Origin of the sequence: Pontiella sulfatireligans (assembly GCF_900890705.1) — a bacterium.
Lineage (GTDB): Bacteria > Verrucomicrobiota > Kiritimatiellia > Kiritimatiellales > Pontiellaceae > Pontiella > Pontiella sulfatireligans.
In genome coordinates, this window is record NZ_CAAHFH010000003.1 from 245605 (window position 1) to 268297 (window position 22693).

25 protein-coding genes and 4 tRNA genes are annotated in these 22693 nt (G+C 56.8%); 10 read left to right on the plus strand and 19 right to left on the minus strand.

Annotation, left to right across the window (positions count from 1 at the left end; translation table 11 throughout):
- Positions 1 to 52 precede the first annotated feature (52 nt).
- The 3 genes from SCARR_RS25440 to SCARR_RS25450 all read left to right on the plus strand — a co-directional run bounded on the left by SCARR_RS25440 (position 53) and on the right by SCARR_RS25450 (position 311).
- Positions 53 to 137: transfer RNA gene (locus SCARR_RS25440), tRNA-Tyr, on the plus strand.
- Between the two features lie 10 nt (positions 138 to 147).
- Positions 148 to 224: transfer RNA gene (locus tag SCARR_RS25445), tRNA-Val, on the plus strand.
- Positions 225 to 234: 10 nt separating this feature from the next.
- A tRNA-Pro gene (locus tag SCARR_RS25450) sits at positions 235 to 311 on the plus strand.
- 45 nt (positions 312 to 356) lie between these two features.
- On the opposite strand, the gene SCARR_RS28725 is transcribed toward SCARR_RS25450, so the two are convergent.
- The 3 genes from SCARR_RS28725 to nrfH all read right to left on the minus strand — a co-directional run bounded on the left by SCARR_RS28725 (position 357) and on the right by nrfH (position 3120).
- Entirely contained in the window at positions 357 to 650 is a 294-nt protein-coding gene (locus SCARR_RS28725; protein ID WP_222846464.1) for a transposase, read from the minus strand.
- Positions 651 to 1196: 546 nt separating this feature from the next.
- Complete coding sequence (locus SCARR_RS25460; RefSeq protein ID WP_136065138.1) at positions 1197 to 2621, minus strand: ammonia-forming cytochrome c nitrite reductase subunit c552; 1425 nt, start codon at positions 2619 to 2621, stop codon at positions 1197 to 1199.
- Entirely contained in the window at positions 2614 to 3120 is a 507-nt protein-coding gene (gene nrfH, locus SCARR_RS25465; RefSeq protein WP_222846465.1) for a cytochrome c nitrite reductase small subunit, read from the minus strand. Before nrfH ends, SCARR_RS25460 begins: the two co-directional genes overlap by 8 nt.
- A 221-nt stretch (positions 3121 to 3341) precedes the next feature.
- Here nrfH and mtaB point away from each other — a divergent pair, with 221 nt between their 5' ends.
- The 3 genes from mtaB to rnc are packed head-to-tail and all read left to right on the plus strand — an operon-like array spanning position 3342 to position 6261.
- Positions 3342 to 4631 (plus strand): tRNA (N(6)-L-threonylcarbamoyladenosine(37)-C(2))-methylthiotransferase MtaB, encoded by a 1290-nt coding sequence (mtaB, locus tag SCARR_RS25470; RefSeq protein ID WP_136065142.1) that lies wholly within the window; start codon positions 3342 to 3344, stop codon positions 4629 to 4631.
- Between the two features lie 47 nt (positions 4632 to 4678).
- The gene (locus SCARR_RS25475) at positions 4679 to 5554 is read left to right on the plus strand and encodes a class I SAM-dependent methyltransferase (protein WP_168433616.1); all 876 of its coding nucleotides are present in this window, start codon (positions 4679 to 4681) and stop codon (positions 5552 to 5554) included.
- Positions 5554 to 6261 (plus strand): ribonuclease III, encoded by a 708-nt coding sequence (gene rnc / locus SCARR_RS25480; RefSeq protein ID WP_136065146.1) that lies wholly within the window; start codon positions 5554 to 5556, stop codon positions 6259 to 6261. The genes SCARR_RS25475 and rnc overlap by 1 nt, the downstream gene beginning before the upstream one ends.
- A 7-nt stretch (positions 6262 to 6268) precedes the next feature.
- Here rnc and SCARR_RS25485 read toward each other — a convergent pair whose 3' ends face one another.
- Entirely contained in the window at positions 6269 to 6796 is a 528-nt protein-coding gene (locus SCARR_RS25485; RefSeq protein ID WP_136065148.1) for an NUDIX domain-containing protein, read from the minus strand.
- Positions 6797 to 6849: 53 nt separating this feature from the next.
- Between SCARR_RS25485 and SCARR_RS25490 the strand changes: the two genes are divergently transcribed.
- The gene (locus tag SCARR_RS25490) at positions 6850 to 7995 is read left to right on the plus strand and encodes a deoxyguanosinetriphosphate triphosphohydrolase (RefSeq protein ID WP_136065150.1); all 1146 of its coding nucleotides are present in this window, start codon (positions 6850 to 6852) and stop codon (positions 7993 to 7995) included.
- On the opposite strand, the gene SCARR_RS25495 is transcribed toward SCARR_RS25490, so the two are convergent.
- The 6 genes from SCARR_RS25495 to SCARR_RS25520 form a co-directional block, all read right to left on the minus strand.
- The gene (locus tag SCARR_RS25495) at positions 7992 to 9440 is read right to left on the minus strand and encodes a TrkH family potassium uptake protein (protein ID WP_136065152.1); all 1449 of its coding nucleotides are present in this window, start codon (positions 9438 to 9440) and stop codon (positions 7992 to 7994) included. The two genes, SCARR_RS25490 and SCARR_RS25495, sit on opposite strands and share 4 nt — an antisense overlap.
- A gap of 12 nt (positions 9441 to 9452) precedes the next feature.
- The gene (trkA, locus tag SCARR_RS25500; RefSeq protein ID WP_136065154.1) at positions 9453 to 10796 is read right to left on the minus strand and encodes a Trk system potassium transporter TrkA; all 1344 of its coding nucleotides are present in this window, start codon (positions 10794 to 10796) and stop codon (positions 9453 to 9455) included.
- A gap of 87 nt (positions 10797 to 10883) precedes the next feature.
- Entirely contained in the window at positions 10884 to 11582 is a 699-nt protein-coding gene (locus tag SCARR_RS25505) for a PHP domain-containing protein (protein WP_136065156.1), read from the minus strand.
- Positions 11583 to 11591: 9 nt separating this feature from the next.
- The gene (locus tag SCARR_RS25510) at positions 11592 to 11936 is read right to left on the minus strand and encodes a DRTGG domain-containing protein (RefSeq protein ID WP_136065158.1); all 345 of its coding nucleotides are present in this window, start codon (positions 11934 to 11936) and stop codon (positions 11592 to 11594) included.
- Positions 11926 to 12855: a CBS domain-containing protein gene (locus SCARR_RS25515; RefSeq protein WP_136065160.1), complete on the minus strand. Its 930-nt coding sequence runs from the start codon at positions 12853 to 12855 to the stop codon at positions 11926 to 11928. Before SCARR_RS25515 ends, SCARR_RS25510 begins: the two co-directional genes overlap by 11 nt.
- Positions 12855 to 13193: a hypothetical protein gene (locus tag SCARR_RS25520; RefSeq protein WP_136065162.1), complete on the minus strand. Its 339-nt coding sequence runs from the start codon at positions 13191 to 13193 to the stop codon at positions 12855 to 12857. The genes SCARR_RS25515 and SCARR_RS25520 overlap by 1 nt, the downstream gene beginning before the upstream one ends.
- 163 nt (positions 13194 to 13356) lie before the next feature.
- On the opposite strand from SCARR_RS25520, the gene surE reads away from it, so the two are divergent.
- The 3 genes from surE (at position 13357) to SCARR_RS25535 (ending at position 14832) form a co-directional block, all read left to right on the plus strand.
- Complete coding sequence (gene surE / locus SCARR_RS25525) at positions 13357 to 14118, plus strand: 5'/3'-nucleotidase SurE (RefSeq protein ID WP_136065164.1); 762 nt, start codon at positions 13357 to 13359, stop codon at positions 14116 to 14118.
- Between the two features lie 90 nt (positions 14119 to 14208).
- Positions 14209 to 14442 carry a ribbon-helix-helix protein, CopG family gene (locus SCARR_RS25530; protein WP_136065166.1) on the plus strand — a complete coding sequence of 78 codons (234 nt, stop codon included), beginning with the start codon at positions 14209 to 14211 and terminating at the stop codon, positions 14440 to 14442.
- A 3-nt stretch (positions 14443 to 14445) separates the two neighbouring features.
- On the plus strand, positions 14446 to 14832 hold the full coding sequence (locus tag SCARR_RS25535) for a type II toxin-antitoxin system VapC family toxin (protein WP_136065168.1): 387 nt from the start codon (positions 14446 to 14448) through the stop codon (positions 14830 to 14832).
- Between the two features lie 32 nt (positions 14833 to 14864).
- Here the strand turns inward: SCARR_RS25535 and lipB are convergent, their stop codons facing one another.
- The 9 genes from lipB to SCARR_RS25580 form a co-directional block, all read right to left on the minus strand.
- Positions 14865 to 15569 carry a lipoyl(octanoyl) transferase LipB gene (gene lipB / locus SCARR_RS25540; protein WP_136065170.1) on the minus strand — a complete coding sequence of 235 codons (705 nt, stop codon included), beginning with the start codon at positions 15567 to 15569 and terminating at the stop codon, positions 14865 to 14867.
- Positions 15570 to 15629: 60 nt separating this feature from the next.
- The gene (gcvH, locus tag SCARR_RS25545) at positions 15630 to 16013 is read right to left on the minus strand and encodes a glycine cleavage system protein GcvH (protein ID WP_168433617.1); all 384 of its coding nucleotides are present in this window, start codon (positions 16011 to 16013) and stop codon (positions 15630 to 15632) included.
- Between the two features lie 37 nt (positions 16014 to 16050).
- A tRNA-Cys gene (locus tag SCARR_RS25550) sits at positions 16051 to 16124 on the minus strand.
- Between the two features lie 106 nt (positions 16125 to 16230).
- Positions 16231 to 17076: a pantoate--beta-alanine ligase gene (gene panC, locus SCARR_RS25555; RefSeq protein ID WP_136065771.1), complete on the minus strand. Its 846-nt coding sequence runs from the start codon at positions 17074 to 17076 to the stop codon at positions 16231 to 16233.
- A 1-nt stretch (position 17077) separates the two neighbouring features.
- Entirely contained in the window at positions 17078 to 17869 is a 792-nt protein-coding gene (gene panB / locus SCARR_RS25560) for a 3-methyl-2-oxobutanoate hydroxymethyltransferase (protein WP_136065174.1), read from the minus strand.
- A gap of 121 nt (positions 17870 to 17990) precedes the next feature.
- On the minus strand, positions 17991 to 18497 hold the full coding sequence (gene folK, locus SCARR_RS25565) for a 2-amino-4-hydroxy-6-hydroxymethyldihydropteridine diphosphokinase (RefSeq protein ID WP_136065176.1): 507 nt from the start codon (positions 18495 to 18497) through the stop codon (positions 17991 to 17993).
- A complete protein-coding gene (dapF, locus tag SCARR_RS25570; RefSeq protein WP_168433618.1) occupies positions 18481 to 19275 on the minus strand; it encodes a diaminopimelate epimerase in 795 nt (264 codons plus the stop codon). Before dapF ends, folK begins: the two co-directional genes overlap by 17 nt.
- 96 nt (positions 19276 to 19371) lie before the next feature.
- Positions 19372 to 20541, minus strand: coding sequence for a sodium ion-translocating decarboxylase subunit beta (locus SCARR_RS25575; RefSeq protein WP_407984928.1), 1170 nt, complete (start codon positions 20539 to 20541; stop codon positions 19372 to 19374).
- A 342-nt stretch (positions 20542 to 20883) separates the two neighbouring features.
- Positions 20884 to 22674 (minus strand): biotin/lipoyl-containing protein, encoded by a 1791-nt coding sequence (locus SCARR_RS25580; RefSeq protein WP_136065775.1) that lies wholly within the window; start codon positions 22672 to 22674, stop codon positions 20884 to 20886.
- Positions 22675 to 22693: the final 19 nt, after the last annotated feature.

Genomic DNA, 22693 nt, shown 5'->3' on the forward strand with positions numbered 1-22693 from the left:
CAGTAGACAAACCAATTTTTTCGGGTATGTTATTCGCTCCTTTACGGGAAACGGTGGGGTAGCGAAGCGGTCAAACGCAGCAGACTGTAAATCTGCCCTCTTAGAGTTCGATGGTTCGAATCCATCCCCCACCACCACTTTTTTTAGGGACGATTAGCTCAGCTGGCTAGAGCACTGCCTTGACATGGCAGGGGTCGAAGGTTCAAGTCCTTTATCGTCCACCATTTTTTTGTTCGGGGCGTGGCTCAGCCTGGTAGAGCGCTACACTGGGGGTGTAGAGGCCGCTGGTTCAAATCCAGTCGCCCCGACCATTTTTTCCGGCTCTCCCCAAAGACGGGAGCGAGGGCGGATTTTCTTTAACCACACATTACGATTACCCGCAACCGGTAATTCGTAAAATTCCTGAACCCATACGCTCGGCGATGGATCACTTCCATCTTCGTATGGAACCCTTCTGTGATGCCGTTGTTTTTCGTAAACCGCCACATGCAGACGATCTCTGAGCTCCAGTTGTCGAGTGTCTCGGCCAAAGTCTCCATAGCCGGGAAGCCGGAGTAGCGCAGCTTCCATATCCAGCCCACCAGTTGCGGGATCAGTGGCTGGCACAGCTTCTTGGTTCGATGCTTGATGTTCAGCAGAGCACAGAGCACCTTCTTGCGGATAAGGGAATCTACAAAGCCACGATTGGCGACGGGCCCAAAGCTAAAACTTCGATCATCACACTAAAGGACAAAACCGACTTAAAACTCGTTTACTAACCCAAGCCTAAAACAGGCCTAAAAAAAACGATTCATCTCTGCACCTTCAATCCAAAGCGACTTCCCAGAAGAAAGGATGCAGGCAGAAGGATTTGAGTTCCCAAAGCAGGAAAAATCATTCTGCCACCCAATTATTCTGTCTAACCTTTTCGTAAAGATCAGTTAAAAGGATGGATCGCTAATCATACAATGCGAAGCTATTACTGACCGTCAGCGACAGGACTCAGTTCAATGAAGCGGATGCCGCCGCCCTTGAACTGCAGATTCCGGTTTCCCTGGAAAAAGCCGGACCGCTTTGAAGAAGAGCAAAGGTATCCTTAGCGGGGCGTTTTTCTTTTCAGCATGCTCTAACATGCAACAAAGCTCCGGAGCAATTTCCAGAATTTATTGCTGTCAGAGGCTTCGCTGAGAAGCGAGGCCTTTTTTTATCCAGAGGAGCTATTTCAGAAGCTTGAGCGCTTCAACCTGGCCTTGGCGGGCATAGTCGGCCGCTTCGCCGAGGATGCGCGCGGCTTCCTGCGGGGCATGGAAGCCCATCGAGTTTTCGGCGGCGATGTAGTCCAAGCGCCACTGCGCTTTGCGCTGCAGCTCCAACGCGGGCTTAAGCTGTTCAGGCGTTGCCCCGGCATCCTTGGCGGTCTGCACGGCGTCAAGCAGATCCATCAGCGCGGCGCCGCCGCGTTGCAGCAGATCAAAGTTTTTCTGCTGGATCGAATCGACGCGCGCCAAAATTTCCGCCTCGGGAATATGGTGGCAGACCTGGCAGGCGCGGTTGACGTTCAGCAGCGGGCTGCGCACCCAGTGGTCAGAAACCTTGGAAGCGCCGTCACGCATGTACGGCATATGGCAGTCGGCGCAGGCCACGCCGCTGCGGGCATGGATGCCTTGGCTCCACAGCTCGAACTCAGGATGCTGCGCCTTGAGGATTTCGGCACCAGACTCCTTGTGCTTATAGTCGTAGAAACGCTCGCCTTTAATTTCGGTTTCGTTCCACTCTTTTTCCGCACCATCCATCGTCAAGCCATTGGCCCACGGGAAGGTGAGCGGCATGCCGCTGGAGCAGTAGTATTCCACGTGGCACTGGCCACACGCAAACGAGCGCATTTCACCGCGGGTGGCATCCACGTTCGGATCGTACGGGGTTTTGCGGGATCCCTGCCGCCAAATATCGATCGACGGAATAGCCGGAACCGGCGCATCGGATTCGGCCAGTTTCTGTATGCCGACAATGAATGCCGGACGTGTTACGCGCAGCGCCATGGAGTCGGGATCGTGGCAATCGACGCAGGATACGGAATGGCCGTGCCCCATGTCGTGCACCATTTTGTTGAGCTCCTGATACGACATCTTGTGGGTTTTGTTCATGCCGACGAGCGCATCGCCGTCGCCGAGAGCGCGGTAGACCGGCATAATCGCCGCATGGCAATGCATGCAGGATCCGGACTGCGGCTTGCTTAGGCGCTCCGTGCTTTCCTGGTCGGAAAGCATATAGGCATGTCCGCGGCGGTCGCGGTAGTCGATGGAAAAGGCATAGCCGAGGAACATGCGCTTGAGCCATGGGTCGCGCTCAATCTTTTCTTCCGGCAGGGCTTCGCTGCCGCCATGGCCGCCGAAACGGGTGCGGGTGGAAAGGGCCGTGCGTTTGTAGGAATCATACTGCTTAGGCCAGTTTTTACCCCACTCGGCAGGATCGGTCGTATCCTCGGTGACCTCCACCAAGCGGACATAAGGGGCTTTGGCCTCAGCCTTGCGTTCGAAAATGTTCATCAAGAGCGCCAAAACAACCACGACCGCCAAGGCAACCGCGATGATGAGCCCGATCAATATTCCTACACTACCTTGTTTTCTGTTCCGTTTATTCATGGCTATTCCCTTCCCTGTTCTCTCCGCGATCCGCACCGCCAATACTCGTTGGCAATGCCCCATGGCCGACCGATGCATGGCAATGCACGCAACTGACGGCATCTGGATTGGTTATGTCACCTCTAAAAAGCCCGTGCACCATATCCTCATGGCACGACACGCAGTTGTGCTGCAGAATTTTCTGATTCTTCCCCTTGATCATGATGGGCTCATGAAAATCCTGAAGCGTGAAGCCTTTCGAGTGGTGGTAGCCGTTTTCGGCCTTCGCAATGTATTTGGCAATAAAGGTATGGGGCAAGTGGCAATCAACGCAGCCAGCCACAGTGTGGTGGCTGGACTTTTGCCAGGAATCATACTGCGGCGTCATGATGTGGCAGTTGGCGCAGGCCTTCGGATCTGTGCTGAAATAGGAAAGCCCTTCGGCATAGCGGAACGTGAATGCTCCCGTGCCAACCAAAATGCCGAGAAGCACAGCCAACGCAATTAACTTTTTATCCAATGCCATCGCTCCTCCGTGCTCCATCCCCTTAAGCCAAACGAGCAATACCCGATAAAAGAACCCGTATTACTGCTGTATTGTACCGTGCATGTTTTGAATTCATCTTTGAAGGATAAAATCACTCAAACATCCTAATCGTATTAAATATAAACATCCGTTTCATTCCGGCCCTAATTGCTGCTTGCTTCCAAACCACGGAAAACGTATGAGAAACAGCCTTTATGAATGCAATGAAACTAGAAACCTATCTCGTCAACGTCCTTGGATGCAAAGTCAACCAATACGATGCCCAGCAGATTGAGCAGCTGCTCGAACGCTATGGCCTGAACAAGGCCGAAGTCACCGATGAAGCCGACGTGATCGTAGTACACACCTGTGGGGTCACCGCCGCCGCCGCCCGGAAATCGCGCCAGACCATCCGCAACATGCAGCGCGACAACCCCCTCGCCCACGTTATTGTAACCGGATGCGCCGCCAACGACGATCTCACCCATGTCGACCAGGATCCGGTTTTCCGCGTTCCCGCCGGCGCTGACTGGTTGCAGCGCCTCGCCGGACAGCTCGACTCACTGGCCCTGCCCAACCCCCGAGCCGGCGAAGGCATCGAAACCGACACCTTCACCATTTCGCGCTTCGAGGGCCACACCCGCGCCTTTTTAAAAGTACAGGACGGCTGCGACATTGGTTGCTCCTTCTGCATCATCCCCCAGTTGCGGAAAGAGCCGCGCGACAAAGCCATAGACGTCGCTGTGCGCGAGGCGACCGTCCTGACCGAAGCCGGCTACCGCGAAATCGTCGTCACCGGCGTCAGCGTCGGCCTCTACGGCCGGGAGCGTGGCTCCTCCCTCGCCGAGATGCTCCGCAATCTCGCCGCGGTTCCAAACATTGGACGCATCCGCCTGTCCAGCCTGCACCCCGGTGAGCTGACCGACGAGCTGCTCGAAGTCTGGGCCTCATCGCCGAACATTATGCCACACCTGCATCTCTCGCTGCAGTCCGGCTCCGACGTTATACTGCACGCCATGCGTCGCGGCTACACCGCCGATGAATACTACGACGCCGTGCAACGCGCACGCGCCGCACTCGACAACCCCGCCTTCACCACCGACGTCATCGTCGGCTTCCCCGGCGAGACCGACGCCTATTTTGACGAATGCTATGCGTTCTGCCAGAAGGTCGGCTTTTCCCAGATGCACATTTTCACCTATTCCCCGCGCCCGAAAACCATGGCCGCCAAAATGGGCGGACAGGTCAACGGCGCCCTCGCCACGGCGCGCAGCGAGCGCTTGCACGCGCTCGGCGAGACCCTTGCACTCAACTACCACCAGCCGTTTATCGGCCGGCCCGTCGAGGTGCTGGTTGAAGGCGTCAAGGACGGCGTGGCGCACGGCTATTCCAAGCACTACATCCCTGTGGAGTTTGAAGCCGCCGATGTTTTGCGGGGGCAGATTGCCGCCATTGAAGCCACAGAGGCCACCCCGCTTGGCATTTCAAGGCTGAATAGACTTTAAACCCGCCAACCCCGCACCTATATTGCCAATACAAATTTATGCAAGAGATGGACGACAACTTAGATGCGGAAATCCGGCTGTGGCAGCAAAAGCTCTTCAGTCGCTCCATTCGGCGCAGCCGCAAGCTGGAGCGGATCCTTAATCTTGTCGGGAAAGCGCTGAACCTCCAGTGTCTGGAAATCAGCGCCGGCGACGGCGTGATCAGCGCCAACCTGCGCACACTAGGCGGCAGCTGGAAAACCGCTGTCCCCAACAAAGCCGCCGCCCACTCCATCAGTTATTCCCAAAACGAAGCTATTACACTCATCGAACACGGCCAGCTCCCGTTCGAAGACCACTCCTTCGACCGCCTCGTTATCGTTGACGCACTCAAAAACTTTACCGAAGACGCGACGTTCATTCGCGAATGCCACCGGGTCTTGAAAAACGATGCGTGGGTCATCATCAGTGAAGCGCGCCGCGTGCCCTTCAGCCTGGTTGCACTGCTGCAGCGCATCTTCAGCCTTTCGCCCGTCGCCAAAGGACAGCGACGGAACGGCTACACGCCCGGCGGACTCTTCAACATTCTCAAAGACGGCTTCGATGTGCCGGAAACCATCAGCTATTCCAACGGCCTGCTCGAAACCGCCGCCACCCTCGGAGAAGCCGTTCAAAAATCCATGTCGAGCGACCACTACTGGCTGATTGCCGAAAAAGCCGGGCAAAGCGAGCTCTACCGCTACCGCCGGCTCTATTCGCTGGCCGGCTTCGCCTATCCCTTCCTCTGGCTGTTTTCCAAAATGGAATTCCTGCCCGGACACAAGCTTCTCGTAAAAAGCCGCCGGCGCCACTGGCGCCCCCGCCTGCAGCCCAAGCTTATCGATGGCCGGTCCATTGCAGAAGCCGCCATCAACACCAAAATCGGAACGGCGGCACCGTTTTAATGATGGCCTCCTACCGCAAACTAGAACAAGCCGTCGGCTATCGTTTTAAAAAGAAAGCCTTGCTGGAGCTCGCGCTCACCCATCCGTCGTTCCGATATGAAGACAAGGATTCCTCCGACGACAACCAGCGCTTGGAATATCTCGGCGATGCCGTCCTCAGCCTCATTGCGGCCGAACACCTCTTCAAAAACAATCCCGAAGCGCGCGAAGGCGACATGTCCAAACTGCGCAGCCGCCTCACCCAAGACCGCAAGCTCGCCCAAATCGGCGCAAAGGCCGGCATCGGCGAATTCCTGATGCTCGGCCGCGGCGAAAAACTCAACGGCGGCGCCAAACGCGCATCCAACTTGGCCGACGCCGTCGAAGCCATCATCGGCGCGGCGTGGATCGACGGCGGCGCGCGCGCCGTGAACAAGATCTTCAAAAAAATCTTCCTGCCCGAGCTCGAGGAGCTCGACGAATCGTCGGAAAAAAGCAATCCCAAAGGCAACCTGCAGGAATATGCCCAAAGCCACGATTTTGACATTCCCGAATACGAAACCGTCGAAACAGCCGGCCCCGAGCACGACCGCATCTTTACTGTCGAAGTGAAAGCCTGCGGAAAAAGCTGGAAAGCCTCGGCCGGCAGCAAGCGCGAAGGCGAGCGCAAAGCCGCCTTCCTCGCCCTAGAGGAGCTGCGTAAAACCACGAAGCAACCCGCCGAGTAGCCCCGCGCTAGCCCTTCTTGGCTTTATAAAGCATCCAGGCGGCGAGGGTTTTGGCGTCGGCGATCTGGTTGCTGCGGATCATTTCGTCCATCTCGGCCTCGGCTAGAATGACGGTCTCAATGTTTTCATCTTCATCGAACGAGGTCGCGCCCTGCTCGGCCACGGTGGCAAAATAGATATCGATGCGCTCGGTGCAGTAGCCGACGCTGGGAAAGATGGAGCCAAGCAACTCGAGGGACTCGGCCGTATAGCCCGTCTCTTCCTGAAGCTCGCGCGCGGCGGAAACAGCCTCGGCTTCGCCGGGGTCGCAATTGCCGGCCACGACTTCGAAGCAGACGCGCTCCATCGCCTTGCGGAACTGGCGGATGAACACAAAGCGACCGTCAGGACGCTGGGGAACAATCGCCACCGCCACGCCGTGCCTGACGATCTCGCGCACAGACATCCGTCCGTCCTCCAGCTCCACATCCAGCACATCCACACTCAGGATGCGCCCTTCGAATACCGTCTTGCTTGAAATTGTTTTTTCGTACATTTACACCTCTGCGGTTTGAACTCTGCAACGGCCTGTTTTATAGTATACTCCATATGAATCACGCGAGAAAAGATTGGGAGCACACAGAGGAGGCGCATCTTGCGCCCTACGCCTGCAAGAGTTCGAAAAGCCTCGGACGCATGCATCCGGAAACGCCCCATCCCCTGCGGTCGTGCTTTGCGCGCGACCGCGACCGCATTTTCCACAGCCGCTGCTTCCGCAGGCTGGAATACAAAACGCAGGTTTTTGTGAACGGCACGGCCGACCACTACCGCACACGCCTGACCCACACGATGGAAATGTCGGCCGTCGGCCGGACGCTGGCGCGCATCCTCAAAGCCAACGAAGATCTGACAGAATGCATCTGCCTGGCGCACGATATTGGCCACAGCCCGTTCGGGCATGTCGGCGAAAAGGTGCTCGACGACCTGATGGCCGACCACGGCGGATTCGACCACAACCTGCAAAGCCTGCGCTGCATCGAAGTGGTGGAGTCGCCCTACCCTGACTTTCAAGGGCTGAATCTTTCGTGGGAAGTCCGCGCCGGACTACTCAAGCACGAAGCGCACATCGAAGGCGCCTCGCTCAATGGGCACCCCATCGGCCCGTTCCAATCGTTAGAGGCGCAGATTGCCGATCTGGCCGACGACATGACCTACCATGCCCACGACGTCGATGACGGCCTCGAAGCGGGTATCATCACCCTGCTGCAGCTGGAGACCACCGAATTTTGGCGCACCGCGGCCGACGCCACGAAAAAACGCTACCCCAATCTGGACACAGACCGCTTCGTGCGCGCCACCATCCGCTGCATGCTTGAGCTGCAGGTGGTTGATGCCACGGAGCACGCGTTCCAAACCTTGGAAAAAACCACGCCGAAAGATGTCCGCAGTGTAATGGCCGCGCCGGAGCGCATTGTTGACTTTAATCCAGAGATGAAGCGGATGCTCGACGAGTTTACCGCCTTCATGTTTGAAAACCTATACTTCCACCATGGTGTAACCCACGCTACGATTCAATCGGTGGAAATGATGCGGAAGCTGTTTCTGCACTATATCGAGCAGCCGGAAACCATGGGCGCCAAAGCCCGCGGGCGCATCGAGCCGGAAGGCCTCTGGCGCACCGTCTGCGACTATGTCGCCGGCTGCACCGACCGCTACGCCATCGAGGAGCACCAGCGCTTCGGGCTGGGCGACTAGCGTTTCCAGAAGCCGGGCAGAAAGAGGATCAGCACGGTGTAGAGTTCGAGGCGGCCGAGCAGCATGAAAACGATCAAGATGCCCTGTCCGGACGGCGAAATGCAGGAATAGTTCTGCGTGGCGCCTACTGCATTCAGACCGGGGCCAATGTTGCCCAGCGTGGCAATTACGCACGAGCAGGCGGTTTCGAGATCCGGCGTGAAGAAGGTCATGATGAACGAGCCGATCGCGAAGATCAGGATGAAGATCGCGAAAAACGCGGCAATGTGCGAGATGACTTCCTGCTCGACCGGCTTGCCGCCCAGCTTCATTTGAATGACGGCCGACGGACGCATGAACAGCTTCATCTCGCGCACCATCTTCTTGAACATGATGAATACGCGGACCACCTTCATGCCGCCTCCGGTCGAACCGGCGCACCCGCCGATGAACATCATGACGACGAGCAGCAAGCGCGAGGCGTTCGGCCATTGGTCGAAATCCGCCGTGCAGAAGCCGGTGGTGGTCATAATGGAGGTGGCCGTAAAGGCGGAGTCGCGGAAGCAGCGGCTCAGCGCGCCGCCATCGGTGAGCCAAACGTTGAAGGTGATAAAGAGCGTGGCGCAGACGAGGAATATAAAATAGAAGCGGAACTCCGGATCGCGAAAGTAGCGGCCAGGCTTGCCGGTCAGTGCATAATAGTGCAACGAAAAGTTTACGCCGGCAAGAAACATGAAGACGATGAGAATGGTGTCGATCATAGCGCTGTCGAATGCGCCGACGCTGGCGGAGCGGGTGGAAAAGCCACCGGTGGCCATGGTGCCGAAGGCGTGGCAGAAGGAGTCGAACCAGCCCATGCCGGCGAATTTAAGGCATAGAACCTCGATCATCGTCAACAGCGCATAAACGCCCCACAGCAACTTGGCCGTCGTGGCGATACGCGGGGTGAGGCGGTCCTTGGAGGGACCGGGCATTTCGGCGCGGTAGATCTGCATGCCGCCCACGCCGAGAAACGGCAAGATGGCCACGCACAGCACCAGTACGCCCATCCCGCCGAACCAGTGCGTGAGCGCCCGCCAAAAATGGATCCCGCGCGGAATGCTTTCCAAATCGTTCAGCACCGATGCCCCGGTGGTGGTGAAGCCGGACATCGTTTCGAACATCGCTGATACGGGATGAGGGATGACGCCGGACAGAATGTAGGGCAGCGAGCCGAAAATCGTGGCGGAAATCCAGCCGAAGGTAACGATGCCGAAACCATCACGCCGCGACAGATTGATATCGCACCGCGTCAGAATGCCGGCCACACCCGCACAGGAGATGGCGATGAGGCCGGAGTAGACCAGACTCATCTGTACGGCGAGTGGCTCATCGTAGTAGTACGACACGCCGGCGCACCCGATAATCGCAATGCCGATTACGAACGTCATGTAGGAGACCAGATGGAATACGACGCGCTTGTTCATGGAGGCCTTCCTTTAAAGGAAAATGGATTGGATCTTCTTCACCGCATCGGGGTGGCAGAAAATGAGCACGCGGTCGCCGGTCTGCAGTTCGAGGTCGCCGGTGGCGGTGGCCACCTCCCCGTTGCGCATGACCGTGGCAATGATGGCGTTGCTCGGCATCTTGATTTCGTGGATGCGGCGGCCATCTACTTTTCCGTTGGGCGCAATGACGACATCGAGCAGCTCGCCAGGCAGATTGTGCAGCAACGAAGCGGCGCGCGCCTTCTTGGAGCGCAGCCAGTGCAGAATGGCGTTGGCGGTGGAAATGTACGGACTCACCACGCGGTTCACGAGATAGAGCTGTTCAACCACGGGAATGAAGTCGGTGCGCATAATCTGCGTGGCGGTGAACGCCGCCCCCTTCTTTTGTGCCATCAGGCAGTTCATGATGTTGCCTTCGTCGTCGCCGGTCAGCGCAACAAACGCCGTGCTTTCGTGCAGGCCGGATTCCACGAGTGCACTTTCGGTCAGCGCATCGGCGCGCAGCACGAGGGTCTTGTTGAGTTCGGCGGAACAGAAACGCGCGCGTTCCTCGTCCTGCTCCAGCAAGACGCAATCTATTTCGGACTCAACATATTTGGCAAGCATCAGCCCAAGATCGCCGCCTCCGGCGATAATAACTTTCTCGAACGGCTTGATGTCGGGACAGACCCAATCGAAGAAGGTGGTAATATCGGGGCGCTGGCCGACGAGATAAACGATGTCGTTCTGCTCGAACACCGTGTTTCCGTGCGGCACAACCAGCTCGTCCTCCCGACGGATGGCAATCACGCGCACGCTTTGAATCAGATCGAGGCGGTCGCATTCAGCGGGCGTGCGCCCGAGCAGCGGGCTGACCGCATTCACGCTAAAGCCGGCCACCATCACCTTGCCGGAAAAAAGTTCAAAAGCTTCGAGTGCGCCCGGCATCTGGAGCATATTGAAGACTTCCCGTGCACATTCCTGCTTTTGGTTGATGACCAGATCGATGCCCATTTGCTGCAGGTCGTAGCTCGAAGAGGCTTGCAGGAAGCTGGGGTTCGTCACGCGGGCAATCTTGCCCTTGACTCCGGCATGGTGCGCAAACAGACAGGCGAGAATGTTCACCTCGTCGTTGTCGGTTACGGCGATGAGCAAATCGGATTTTTCCGTCTGCGCCTCTGCCAGAACGACCGGATTGGAGCCCCGCCCGCAAAAGGTGAGTATGTCGAGTCCGGCTTCCGCCTGCGCCAAGGCCTGCGGATCGACATCAATCATCACGATGCTGTGCTTTTCTTCGCACAGCCGCTTGGCGAGCTGCCGTCCTGCATTTCCTGCCCCAATAATTACGATTCGCATAAGTTTTCCCCCTGGAAAAGTCGTCGTATATGCTTAAATAAGCCCCGTTTAGCAACACAAAACCGTACCGCAATCCCGCTCGAAAAACTAGTCTGCACGGCTTTTCAATAGACTGGAACGGATGTTTCCCACCGTTAGAGCATCAATATCGAATTCCGTGCAGGCATCGCCGAGAGTGCTTAGACAGTGGGAGTCTGAATTGCGGACAATAGAATAATCCAGCGCCAAGGCAGGATCACCATAGGCCGTCAACTCAACGGCGTCGAACTCCTCGTCGGGAAGGAATCCGAGCTGGGAAATAATACCGTACACCTGCCGGTCGATGTGGGCCGGAATGAACAGGCCATCGAGGTCGTGCACCATTTCGAGCAGCGCGGAAATGCCGTACGGGGTTGCGCTGATCAAAAACTTTTCAGCAAAACCCAGAATCTCTTCGTTCTCATCGATGATGGGTTGATCGCCGAAGCGGTCGGGCTGGTTGGGCACATCGGGCAGGCTGTCGTAGACGCGCGCACCCATCTCCATGGCATTTTCCAACTTATCGAACAAGCAAAGCAGATGCGCCTCTTCAGAACTCGTCACTTCCATCCCGTATAGACAGGCCATGCCCTGCTGTTCACATATTTTTGCGAAGCCGGGCAGATTGAAGGCGCAGTTATGATCCGATAGTGCGATGGCGTTAAGACCGGAAACTTTCGCCTGCGCAACAATCGATGCAGGTGACATTTCCAGCGACGCGCAAGGCGACAAGCAACTGTGAATATGAAAATCCGCGCGGTACAACATGGCCGGCCTCTATGCCGCCGGGCAGCCGGCCAGATGCTGGGCAATCAGGCTGGAGGTCTGGAACTGGTTCTCCGCCGTCTGGAAAATCGCAATGCCCTCGCTTGCGGCGGCCTCAAGCACGTCGTCGGCGATGGGGCGGTTGTTGCAGATGATAATGGCCACCACGCCGGCCAGCGAGGAAACCGCCACCGTATTCTTGTGCGCTTGGATGGTGATGAGCACCGAGCCCTCGTCTGCATGAGCCATCACATCGCTCAAGAGGTCGGAAGTGTAGCCGCTGGAAACTTCCGCATCGGCATACTCCGATTGAACGCAGGTGAACTGATCCAAGGATTGAATGTCGCTAATCTTCATTTTGCTTCTCCGGTTTAAGATTGATGACCGCACGAATCATGGTGCCCATGCCCACAGCGGACTGGATGGCAAACTCATCGGACACGCGCTTCACATTAGGCAGCCCCATGCCGGCGCCAAACCCCTGCGAACGGATCCACTCGTTGGCGGTTGAATAGCCTTCGGTCAGCGCCTGCTCCACGTCTGCAATCCCAGGGCCGCGGTCGTGCGAAGAAATCTTCACCCGGTCGGCGTTGATATCGAAACTGAGCATGCCGCCAATGGAATGCGCCACCAGATTGATTTCAAGTTCATAGCTGGCGACAGCAACGCGGCGAACCAGTTTGGCGTGGAAACCACGCGCTTTCAGGAATTTCTTAATCTCGCTCGACGCCTTGCCGCCGTTCTCAAAGTCGTAGCGGTGCAGCTGGTAGACCTTCACCAGATCCATGGATTCGGTTTCCGGCACGGCACTATGTTGGTTTTCCATTTCGCGCAACTGGCGGGAAAGTTCTCGGATCAGCGCTAGGTTGATGTTGCGAAAGGTCAGGATCCCCGCCAACTCGTTCTTTTTATTTACGACAGGAAAGCTTCGGAACGAAAACTTGTTGAAAGCCGAGATGGCAAAAGAAAGCGGCATTTCCTCCGCCAAGGTCTGCACCTCGCCGGACATGTGAGAGGTCACGCCGTCTCCCATGTCGCCCTGCTCCAAGGCGTTCATCAGATCGTTCATGCTCACGAAGCCAACCACACGCTTGCTGTCGACCACCGGAACCCCCGTGATCCCGTTGTTCTTCATGATTTGCTGAACGTCGCGCATCGTGCAGTTGCGCGAGACGGCAAAAACCTTTTTGGTCATCACCTCGCTGATCTTCAATCCATAGATCAGCTCTTGAACCCGCAGCGACGATTGAAGAGGCGTTTTTTGCTCCTCGCCCATCAGGCCCCCATGAGCCTGCCGATGCGGATGCAGGATTCGTATTTAGGGAATTTGGTGCAGAGCAAGGCAACATCCTGATCCTTGGCTAGCTCAATCATGCCCTCGGTCACCGTTTTCTTGTTGGCGATAATCACCGCCTCGGAGCCGACAATACCTGCGGAACGGATCGACTGCTCGGTGGACAGCGAGGTGATCAGCAGCATTTCGTCGCGTTCACTCATCAAAACATCACTCATCAGGTCAGATGCAAATACCGTTTCAATGTTGATTTGCTCCCATCCGGCGGGACCATGCACCAGCTCGGCTTCGAGCATGTCGGCAATTCTATTTAAATTCATATCTGGCGTCTCTCTATAGGGGGTTTCGAATTGAAGGAGATACAAGAGGTTTTCGCCCACAGGTTCAATAGAAATATACCAGCATCGCCGCCTCGCGGCCCGGTTTCGAGTTTTTCGCGCAACATCATTGATGTTTTGATGCACGATCCCCATATTTCGACGCATGAAAATCTTACTTTGCAACGACGACGGCATCCATGCGCGCGGCATCGCCGAGCTCCACAGCTCCATCGGCCATATCGGCGACCTGCATGTCTGCGCCCCCGACACCGAACGCAGCGCCGCTGGGCACGCCATCACGCTCACCGATCCGATTAAAACCTTCAGCGTCGAAAAGAACGACCAGCTCTTCGGCACCGCCGTCGGCGGCACGCCGGCCGACTGCATCAAGCTCGCCCTCTGCCTGCTGCACAAGGACAATCCCCCCGACCTCGTCGTCAGCGGCATCAACCTCGGCTCGAACACCGGCATCAGCGTCCTCTACTCCGGCACCGTCTCCGCCGCCAGCGAGGCCGTCATCCTCGGTGTCCCCGCCATCGCCCTCTCGCTCTGCACCTACCAAAACCCCCACTGGGAAACCGCCGCCAAGGTCGCCTCCGAAATCGTCGCCAGAGTCGCGGAGAACCCGCTGCCCGACGGCACCCTGCTGAATGTGAACATACCGAACGTCCCGCTCTCCGAACTCAAGGGCATGAAAGCCGCCCGCATGGGGCGCTCACGTTTCGTTGAAAAGTTCACCACCCACCTCGACCCGCGCGGCAATAACTATTACTGGCTCGACGGAGAGCTCGACCTGCTCGACGACTCCGCCGACACCGACGTCCGCGTAGTCGAGTCCGGCTACGTCGCCCTCACCCCCATCCAGATCGAAATGACCGCCTATAAAGACATGGCGCAGGTCGCAACCTGGAATGTGAAGTATTGAAAAGTGATGAGTGAAACGTGAGGCGCGGAGGGCGTCTTGACATCCCCCGCATGTAATGTATAAGCATAATGTATACATTGGAGGTGTGGAATGGTACGCACACAGATCTATCTAACAGAAGAAGAAAAGACCGGACTAGGCGTATTGGCCAAATCCACGGGAAAAAAACAGGCCGAACTGATCCGCGAAGCCGTTGACCAGCTCATTATGTCTGCAAGCGACAGCCAGCGCGACGCCGTGCTCAGCAAAGCGAGCGGCATGTGGAAGGATCGGAAGGATCTACCTGACTTCGCTGAAACACGTCGCTCGTGGGACAGGAGCTGAACGATGGCCAGTCCCATGCTGATCGACGCCGATGTGATGATCGACTTTCTGCGAGGAGACCCGCAGGCCGCGGCGTTGCTTGCAGCAAACAGCGACCGCATTATACTCTCCTCCATCGTTGTGGCGGAACTCTATGCCGGCGTTCGGGGCGATACAGAGCTGCAGACGCTGGATTCGCTGATCTCTTTATTCAAAATCGCGCCTGTTTCTGCTGATTTGGCAAGACAAGGCGGCCTCTACAAAAACAAGTATGCGAAATCACATGGCGTAGGGCTCGCCGACGCCATTGTTGCCGCCACGGCCGAAGCAGAACATGCCGAACTCAAGACCCTCAACACCAAACACTATCCCATGCTCAAAGGACTGAAGCCTCCCTATCGAAAAGCATGAACCGTGAGCCGTGAAAAATCACGTTTCGCGGCTCAATCGTCACGAACCAATTTCGCCAGCGCGGGAGGCAACTCCCCATCGGCGTCAAACCGTTCGAGCTTGCGGTTGCAGACGGTTGAAAAGTGGTTCAAAAGCGAGTCGCAGACGGCGGGCATCTCGGGGCAGTCTTCGCCAAGAATGGTTTTAAGGGAGGCAACGGGTTCGCCGACGAGCCCGCAGGGAACAATCGTGTTAAATCCCATCAGGTTGTTGCTGACGTTGAAGCTCATGCCGTGGAACGACACCCATTTCTTGAGGCGGAAGCCGATGGCGGCAATCTTGCCGGCATCGGTCCATGCACCGGACTTGCCTTCGCGCCGGAAGCCTTTGACGCCGTAGTCGGCCAGCGTTTGGATGGCGACCTCTTCGAGATTGGAAAGATAGCCGTGCGAATCGGCCTCATTGCCACCGAGATAAAGGATGGGATAGAGCACCCATTGGCCGGGGCCGTGAAAGGTGACGTCGCCCCCGCGCTCGGCATGGAACAGCTCAATGCCCAGCTCGCGGTATTCCTCTTCGGTTTTTAGCAGATAGTTGGCACGTCCGCGGTTGCCCAACGTGACGACCGGATTGTGCTGCAGGATCAGCACCGTGTCGGGAATCTCGTTTTCCTGTCGCGCCTTGAGCAGGCGGCGCTGGATCTCCAGCCCTTGCTGGTAGGGAACGGGATTCTTGAAATGGACGGACCAAGCATTCATGGCATAAATAAAAAAAGGAGGATGCCCATCCTCCTTTAATCAGAATTCGATAAACATCGTTTAGTCGTTCGGGCAAAGCTCTTCGTACGAGTCGGCATCCATCATGTCATCCACATCGGATTCATCGACCATCTTCAGCTTGAAGAGCCAGCCTTCGCCGAAGGGGTCCTTGTTAACCAACTCGGGGTTGTCTTCGAGTCTCTCGTTGATTTCGATCACTTCGCCGGCCACAGGTGCGTAGATGTCGGCGGCGGCCTTTACAGACTCAACCACAGCGGCTTCCTCGCCGGCTTTGAATTCGGTTCCGACCTCAGGAAGCTCGGCGAACGTCAAGTCCGAGAGCTGGTTTTGGGCAAAATCGGTGATGCCTACGGTGGCGATGCCATCATTGAGGTCAACCCATTCGTGGGTCTTTGCGTAGAACAGATCCTGAGGAACAGCCATTATTCATCTCCATTAGTATCAACAGCCGAAAAAAAATTGGAGGTGCGGATCGGAGTCGAACCGATCTAGGTGGATTTGCAATCCACTGCCTAACCGCTTGGCTACCGCACCCTTTTGTTTTCAAAAGCGGTCATCAATGTAATGATGTGGTCATCGCTTTCAAACAAAATTATCGAAAAAAAGAAGGCGAATGTGCAAGCGTTTCATTCGCAATCCTCTACAGCACCACTACCCGGTTGTCAATCAGCCGGGTTGAACCGAATTTCACCGCCAACGCAATTAAAACCGGGTGGACCAATTGGTCAACCGCCTCTAGTGTTGCGTCATCAACAAACGAAATATAGTCCATTTCGGCCTCCGGGACTTTTTCGATCAACTCCACCATGCGGAGGCGAATTTGACCAACACTCAGCTCCCCCGACTCGGCCAATTGTTGCGCGATATCGAGCGACCGGCGCAGGCAGAGCGCATCCTTGCGCTGGGATTCGGAAAGATGTTTGTTGCGCGAGCTCATGGCCAAACCATCGGCTTCGCGCACGATCGGCCCGCGAACGATTTTGACGGGAAAATTCAGATCCCGCACCATGCGCTCGATGATGCGCAGCTGCTGGGCATCCTTTTCGCCGAAGACCGCAACATCCGGCAACACCAAATTAAACAGCTTTGCAACCACCGTGCAAACCCCGCGGAAGTGCCCGGGGCGCGATGCGCCGCACAGCACCCGCGACAACGTGTCTTCATCCACCCAAACGCTGGCGTCGGCCGCATACATGCCGACCGGGTCAGGATAAAAGACGATGTCCACGCCCTCCTGTTCGCACAGCGTTTCATCGCGCTCAAAATCGCGCGGGTAGGCACCGAGGTCTTCGTTTGGACCAAACTGGATCGGATTCACGAAAATGCTGGCCACAAGCACGTCACACGTTGACCGAGCAAGGCGCATCAGGGAGAGATGGCCTTCATGCAGAAAACCCATCGTCGGCACAAAACCAATGGAATACCCCGCCCGCTTCAATTCCAGCACACGGCACTGCATGGCTTCGGGTGATTTAATGATGTCCATGCTAATAGGTCTGCTCATCGGCGGGAAAGGCACCGGATTCTACTTCGGCTTTATAGGCCGCCAACGCTTCGGTGATGAGCGGATTGAGATTGGCGTACTTTTTCACGAACTTTGGAACGTGCTTGCCGCTGACACCAAGCAGGTCGGTGAAGACCAACACTTGGCCGTCGCATCCCGCTCCGGCCCCGATCCCGATGGTGGGAATGGAAAGCGCGCCCGAAATCAGTTCGCCCAGCTCGGCCGGCACGCACTCGAGCACCAGCGCAAAGGCACCGGCCTGCTCAACCGCCATGGCATCGTCCATCAACCGGCGCGCCTGTTCGGAGGTTTTGCCCTGCACCTTGTAGCCGCCCGTTTCCTTGATGCTCTGCGGCGTCAAGCCAATGTGCCCTAGCACGGGAATGCCGTTGCTCACCAGCGCCTCGATCAAGCCAGAACGCACGGCTCCGCCTTCGACCTTCACCGCATCAGCGCCAGCCTCCTTGATGAAGCGCCCGGCATTCTCCAACCCCATCTCGATGGATGGCTGATACGACATAAACGGCATATCGGCAATCACCAGCGCATTTTCCACACCGCGCGAAACCGCCGCCGTGTGGTGCAGCATTTCCTCCATGCTCACCGGCAAGGTTGTTTCGTAGCCCAACACCGTCATGCCCAGCGAGTCGCCCACCAGCACGGCCGGCACATCAGCTTCATCCACCAGCGACCCCGTCAGCGCATCGTACGCCGTCAGCATCGCAATCTTCTTCTCCCCCTTGAGGGCTCTTAGCTTTGAAGCGGTCCATTTCATAATCTATTCCGTATTGCGTATTGCGTATTGCGTATTGCGTATTGCGTATTGCGTAAAAATTTCGTCATATTTCTGCAGGCCGGTCAAGCAATACGTAGTCCGCAGTACGAAATACTTTCCCCTACCACTTTTCGTCGAAAATGCTTAGGCCATGATCGGGGGGCAGGGAGCGGAGGATTTCGGCAACCGACTTGCTGGCCTCGGGAAGCACCAGCTCAGGGCGGACGTCGCACAACGGCTGCACCACAAAACGACGCTCCGCCCAACGCGGATGCGGCACTTCCAGTCCGCCACTGTCGATAATTTGATCGCCCGCATAGATGATGTCCACATCGATCGGGCGTGGCGCATTGCGGTCGGACTCGTTCCGTTCGCGCCCGAGATTGGCCTCGATTTTCCCGATGTACGAAAGCCAGCTTTCGAGCGGCAGTTCGCTTTCCACGAGTACAACCGAGTTGAGATAGGCCATATCCTGATATTCCGGCTTCACGTCCACCGGCGTGGTTTCATAGATCGGCGACTGATCGACGAAGCTGGTTCGCGGTGCAGACAACAACAGATTTTTCGCCTGCATCAGCAAGCGCTTCCGGTTGTATAGATTGGAACCTAGGCTAAATCCGATTTCCATACTCAATCTCCCCCTCAAAAACAGTTGCCGCGCCGCCTGTCAGCGAGGGCGTTCCCTGAACTGAATCAATTACCAAATCAAAGCCCCCAGCGCAATGCACAGCCACCGGCAACTTGACCCAGCCCCGCTCTGCGGCAAGCAGGGCCGTGGCGGCCGCCCCCGTTCCGCAGGCCAGCGTCTCCGCCTCGACCCCGCGCTCATAGGTGCGAACAGACAATGTACCATCCGCTTCGACCTTCGCAAAGTTGGCATTTGATCCTTTCGGAGCAAACCGTTCGTGCCGGCGCAGCAGTTTTCCAAACCTTGGAAGATCCACCGCCTGCACGTCGTCAACCCAAGCCACGGCGTGCGGGACGCCCGTATTCACAAAGTCGACCGGACACTCCAGCCCAACGGGCAAGTCCAGTTCCAGATCCGTAAGCTCCGTCAGATCGAGACGAACCAGCCCTTCCAGAACCTGAGCACGAACGATGCCCGCGCCGGTTTCGATGCTCATAGCACTGGGCGCCGCGCCGAGATCATGCGCCATCCGGGCAAAGCAGCGCGCGCCGTTGCCGCACATGTCCTGCTCCCCACCATCGGGATTAATGAAGCGCATCCGCAGATCGGCCGCCTTCGAAGGTTGGAGCAAAATAATGCCGTCGCAGCCCACACCGATCCGGCGCGAAGCGATCCGTTGGATGAACAACTGGTCTTCAAGCGGGAACATCAGAGCGCGGTCGTCGACCATGATAAAGTCGTTGCCCGCCCCGTGCATTTTGGTGAATGGAATTTTCATTGAACCGGTGCCCAACTTGCCACAAATGCTCCAAGGTCTGGAAACAAAAAGGGCCGCCATTCGGCGACCCTTTCTGATTTCCAATGCTTGGAACCATTAACCAACGAGTGCGAGCAGCACACCAGCGGCAACGGCAGAGCCGATTACGCCAGCAACGTTCGGACCCATGGCGTGCATGAGAAGGAAGTTCTGCGGGTTGGCTTCGAGGCCAACCTTGTTGGATACGCGGGCCGCCATCGGAACGGCGGATACACCGGCGGAACCGATCAGCGGGTTGATCTGCTCCTTGCTGCACTTGTTCATCAGTTTGGCCAGCAACAAGCCGGAAGCCGTACCGATCACAAATGCACCTAGACCCAGAGCAAGGACGCCGAGCGTCTGAACGTTCAGGAACTTTTCGGCGGCCAGTTTGGAACCGACGGCCAAACCGAGCATGATGGTGACGATATTGATCAACGAGTTCTGCGCGGTTTCTGACAGGCGATCCACTACGGCGGATTCTTTCATCAGGTTGCCGAGCATCAGCATGCCGATCAGCGGAGTCGCGGAAGGCAGCAGCAACAGGCAGAGCACCAACACCAACAACGGAAAGACAATCTTCTCGGTTTTAGAAACGTGGCGCAGCTGTTTCATTACAATAGAGCGTTCTTCTTTGGTGGTCAGTGCGCGCATGATCGGCGGCTGAATGATCGGAACCAATGCCATATAGGAGTAGGCCGCAACCGCGATTGCCCCGAGCAGATTTGGCGACAGCCTCGAAGCAAGGAAGATGGCGGTCGGACCGTCGGCACCTCCAATGATGCCGATTGCGGCCGCATCCTGCATAGTAAACATATCAAACATGCCCCCCAAGGCCATCGCGCCCAACAGGGCGATAAAGATACCGAACTGCGCGGCAGCGCCGAGCAGAGCGGTCTTGGGATTGGCCAGCAACGGACCGAAGTCGGTCATTGCGCCTACACCCATGAAGATGAGCAGCGGGAATACGCCCGACTCAACACCCACGGTGTAGAAATAGTACAGAAATCCGGCCGGCTGCCCGGGCATCGGACCCGCCGAGATTCCAGCCATTGGAATGTTCGTCAGGATCGCGCCGAAACCGATCGGCAACAGCAGCAAGGGCTCGAAGCCCTTGGCAATGGCCAAATAGATCAGCAGCAGACCAATCAGAATCATCATAAACTGACCGAGGCCAGGAGGAAGCGACAGCGGCGGTTCATAGCCGGCGGCCTCAGCAGCTTCTACTTGCTGGGTCAGCTGATCCAGCAACGACTGCTCAACACCGTGCGCCTTGTGGATCTGATTCATCGCGCCGTGGAAATGACCTGCGGAAGTTTCCGCTTCTACGGTTTTGACGAGTGCCACTTGATAGGAGGCTGCTTTTTCTTCCTTTGTCGGCGGATTAAAGAAGCGGTAGATGCCGGTTTCCCGGCCCAGCTTCTGAAAGCCCTCGGCAATTGAAACACTTTTTTTGGTCTTCACGCCTTCCGCCGGGCAGCAGGCTTCTTCAGCCTGCACCTGGACGGCTCCGCCAAAAACGGCGGCAGCGAGAAGCCCCATGGTTATGAATTTCTTCATTGTTTGAAATCTCCGTTCGCTGTTGCGCTCTTAGTTGATGGAAGCCATGGCTTCGCCGGCGGTAACCTGCGCACCGGACTCGACTGCTATCGCTGTAATCGTACCTGCCGACGCAGCCTTCACTTCAACTTCCATCTTCATGGCTTCAACCACGAAAATCACATCGCCTTCGTTCACGAGGTCGCCCACATTCACAACAACCTTAATCACCTTGGCGTTCATCGGAGCTTTCACTTCGACGGAATCCGCAGAAGCATGAGCAACCGTTGCCGTGCCAGACGTTTCGATACCGTCTTCAACGCCGATGTCGTAGGCCTTGCCGTTGACGGTGGCTTTGTCGCCCTTGACGTCGACCGCAAACTTCTTGCCGTTGACGCTGACGGTGTAGCCGCCGTCGCCGCCTGCAGTAGTTGCAGAAGCCTGAGCAGCCGGAGTGAGTGCACCTTTACGAACGCCGTTGACTTCCATCTTACCGAGCAGGAAGTCGATGCCCTTCTGCATGCAGGCACCCGCGATGAAAATATTTTCATCGGTTTCTTCAAGGCTGTTTTCCTTGAGCAGGGCTTTGGCCGGCTCAACACCCTTCTTGGGATCCGCGTCGTTCAGGTCAACCGGGTTGGCGGTAGTCGGTTCGAGCTCGAGCTTTTCAGAAGCAATCTTAACGATTTCGGGATCGGGGGCGACCGGAGTCTTGCCGAAGTAGCCGAGAACCATCTTGCCGTAGCCTTCGGCAATCTTTTCCCACGGGCCAAAGATAACGTTGTTGAACGCCTGCTGGAAGTAGAACTGGGAAACCGGAGTAACGGAAGTTCCGAATCCGCCCCGGCGAACCACTTCGCCCATGGCGTGGATGCAGTCTTCGTACTTATCCATCATGTTGTTGTCGCGCATCATCTGCGTATTGGCCGTCAGCGCGCCGCCGGGCATCGGGGACCACGGAATCATCGGCTCAACCGATTTGGCTTCCGGCGGAAGCATGTAGTCAGCCATGCAGTCTTTGAAGACGGACTCGGCGTGCATCATTTTGTCGATGTCGATGTCAAGGTCGTAGTCTTCGCCGCGAAGCGCGTGCCACAGAGTGGCCACGTCCGGCTGGCAGGTGCCGCCGGAAGCCGGAGCCATCGAACAGTCAACCTGGTCGGCGCCGGCTTTGATCGCTGCGATGTAACCGACGGTGCCTACGCCGGCGGTTTCGTGGGAGTGGAAAACAATCTTGCAATCGGCCGGCAGGATCTTGCGGGCCATCTTGATGGTTTCGTACACCTTCTTCGGGGTGGACGTTCCGGAAGCATCCTTGAAGCAGACGCTGGTGAAGGGGATCTTCGCATCGATGATGCCCTGCAGGGTCTTCTGGTAGAACTCAACCGTATGTGCGCCTTCGCATCCGGGAGGCAGCTCCATCATCGTTACACAGACTTCATGGTTCAGGCCGTGATCCGTAATGGACCTGCCGGAGTCGATGAGGTTGTTGACATCGTTGAGTGCATCGAAGTTACGGATGGTGGTAATGCCGTGCTTCTTGAACATTTTCGCGTGCAGGTCGATCATATCGCGCGACTGCGAATCGAGGCCCACCACGTTGATGCCGCGGGCAAGCGTCTGCAGGTCGGCGTCGGGGCCGGCCGTTGCGCGAAACTTGTCCATCATGTCGAATGCGGACTCGTTGCAATAGAAAAAGGGAGCCTGGAAGCGAGCGCCGCCGCCGGCTTCGAAGTGCGTTTGTCCTGCTTCAACGCAGGCCTTAACGGCCGGCAGAAAATCTTCGGTTAATACGCGAGCGCCGTAAACGGATTGGAAGCCGTCACGGAACGCGGTGTTCATGATATGGATTGTTTTTTTA

Excerpts from the sequence above, each read along its gene's own strand:
- SCARR_RS25475 (WP_168433616.1), top strand. The coding sequence starts at position 4,679 with ATGGACGACAACTTAGATGCGGAAATCCGGCTGTGGCAGCAAAAGCTC.
- surE (WP_136065164.1), top strand. The coding sequence starts at position 13,357 with ATGAAAATCTTACTTTGCAACGACGACGGCATCCATGCGCGCGGCATC.
- SCARR_RS25495 (WP_136065152.1), bottom strand. The coding sequence starts at position 9,440 with ATGAACAAGCGCGTCGTATTCCATCTGGTCTCCTACATGACGTTCGTA.
- dapF (WP_168433618.1), bottom strand. The coding sequence starts at position 19,275 with ATGAAAATTCCATTCACCAAAATGCACGGGGCGGGCAACGACTTTATC.
- rnc (WP_136065146.1), top strand. The coding sequence starts at position 5,554 with ATGATGGCCTCCTACCGCAAACTAGAACAAGCCGTCGGCTATCGTTTT.
- lipB (WP_136065170.1), bottom strand. The coding sequence starts at position 15,569 with ATGAATGCTTGGTCCGTCCATTTCAAGAATCCCGTTCCCTACCAGCAA.
- panB (WP_136065174.1), bottom strand. The coding sequence starts at position 17,869 with ATGAAATGGACCGCTTCAAAGCTAAGAGCCCTCAAGGGGGAGAAGAAG.
- folK (WP_136065176.1), bottom strand. The coding sequence starts at position 18,497 with ATGGAAATCGGATTTAGCCTAGGTTCCAATCTATACAACCGGAAGCGC.
- SCARR_RS25505 (WP_136065156.1), bottom strand. The coding sequence starts at position 11,582 with ATGTTGTACCGCGCGGATTTTCATATTCACAGTTGCTTGTCGCCTTGC.
- SCARR_RS25520 (WP_136065162.1), bottom strand. The coding sequence starts at position 13,193 with ATGAATTTAAATAGAATTGCCGACATGCTCGAAGCCGAGCTGGTGCAT.
- gcvH (WP_168433617.1), bottom strand. The coding sequence starts at position 16,013 with ATGGCTGTTCCTCAGGATCTGTTCTACGCAAAGACCCACGAATGGGTT.
- SCARR_RS25510 (WP_136065158.1), bottom strand. The coding sequence starts at position 11,936 with ATGAAGATTAGCGACATTCAATCCTTGGATCAGTTCACCTGCGTTCAA.
- SCARR_RS25515 (WP_136065160.1), bottom strand. The coding sequence starts at position 12,855 with ATGGGCGAGGAGCAAAAAACGCCTCTTCAATCGTCGCTGCGGGTTCAA.
- trkA (WP_136065154.1), bottom strand. The coding sequence starts at position 10,796 with ATGCGAATCGTAATTATTGGGGCAGGAAATGCAGGACGGCAGCTCGCC.
- SCARR_RS25490 (WP_136065150.1), top strand. The coding sequence starts at position 6,850 with ATGAATCACGCGAGAAAAGATTGGGAGCACACAGAGGAGGCGCATCTT.
- panC (WP_136065771.1), bottom strand. The coding sequence starts at position 17,076 with ATGGACATCATTAAATCACCCGAAGCCATGCAGTGCCGTGTGCTGGAA.
- SCARR_RS25530 (WP_136065166.1), top strand. The coding sequence starts at position 14,209 with ATGGTACGCACACAGATCTATCTAACAGAAGAAGAAAAGACCGGACTA.
- mtaB (WP_136065142.1), top strand. The coding sequence starts at position 3,342 with ATGAATGCAATGAAACTAGAAACCTATCTCGTCAACGTCCTTGGATGC.
- SCARR_RS25580 (WP_136065775.1), bottom strand. The coding sequence starts at position 22,674 with ATGAACACCGCGTTCCGTGACGGCTTCCAATCCGTTTACGGCGCTCGC.
- SCARR_RS25485 (WP_136065148.1), bottom strand. The coding sequence starts at position 6,796 with ATGTACGAAAAAACAATTTCAAGCAAGACGGTATTCGAAGGGCGCATC.
- SCARR_RS25460 (WP_136065138.1), bottom strand. The coding sequence starts at position 2,621 with ATGAATAAACGGAACAGAAAACAAGGTAGTGTAGGAATATTGATCGGG.
- SCARR_RS25535 (WP_136065168.1), top strand. The coding sequence starts at position 14,446 with ATGGCCAGTCCCATGCTGATCGACGCCGATGTGATGATCGACTTTCTG.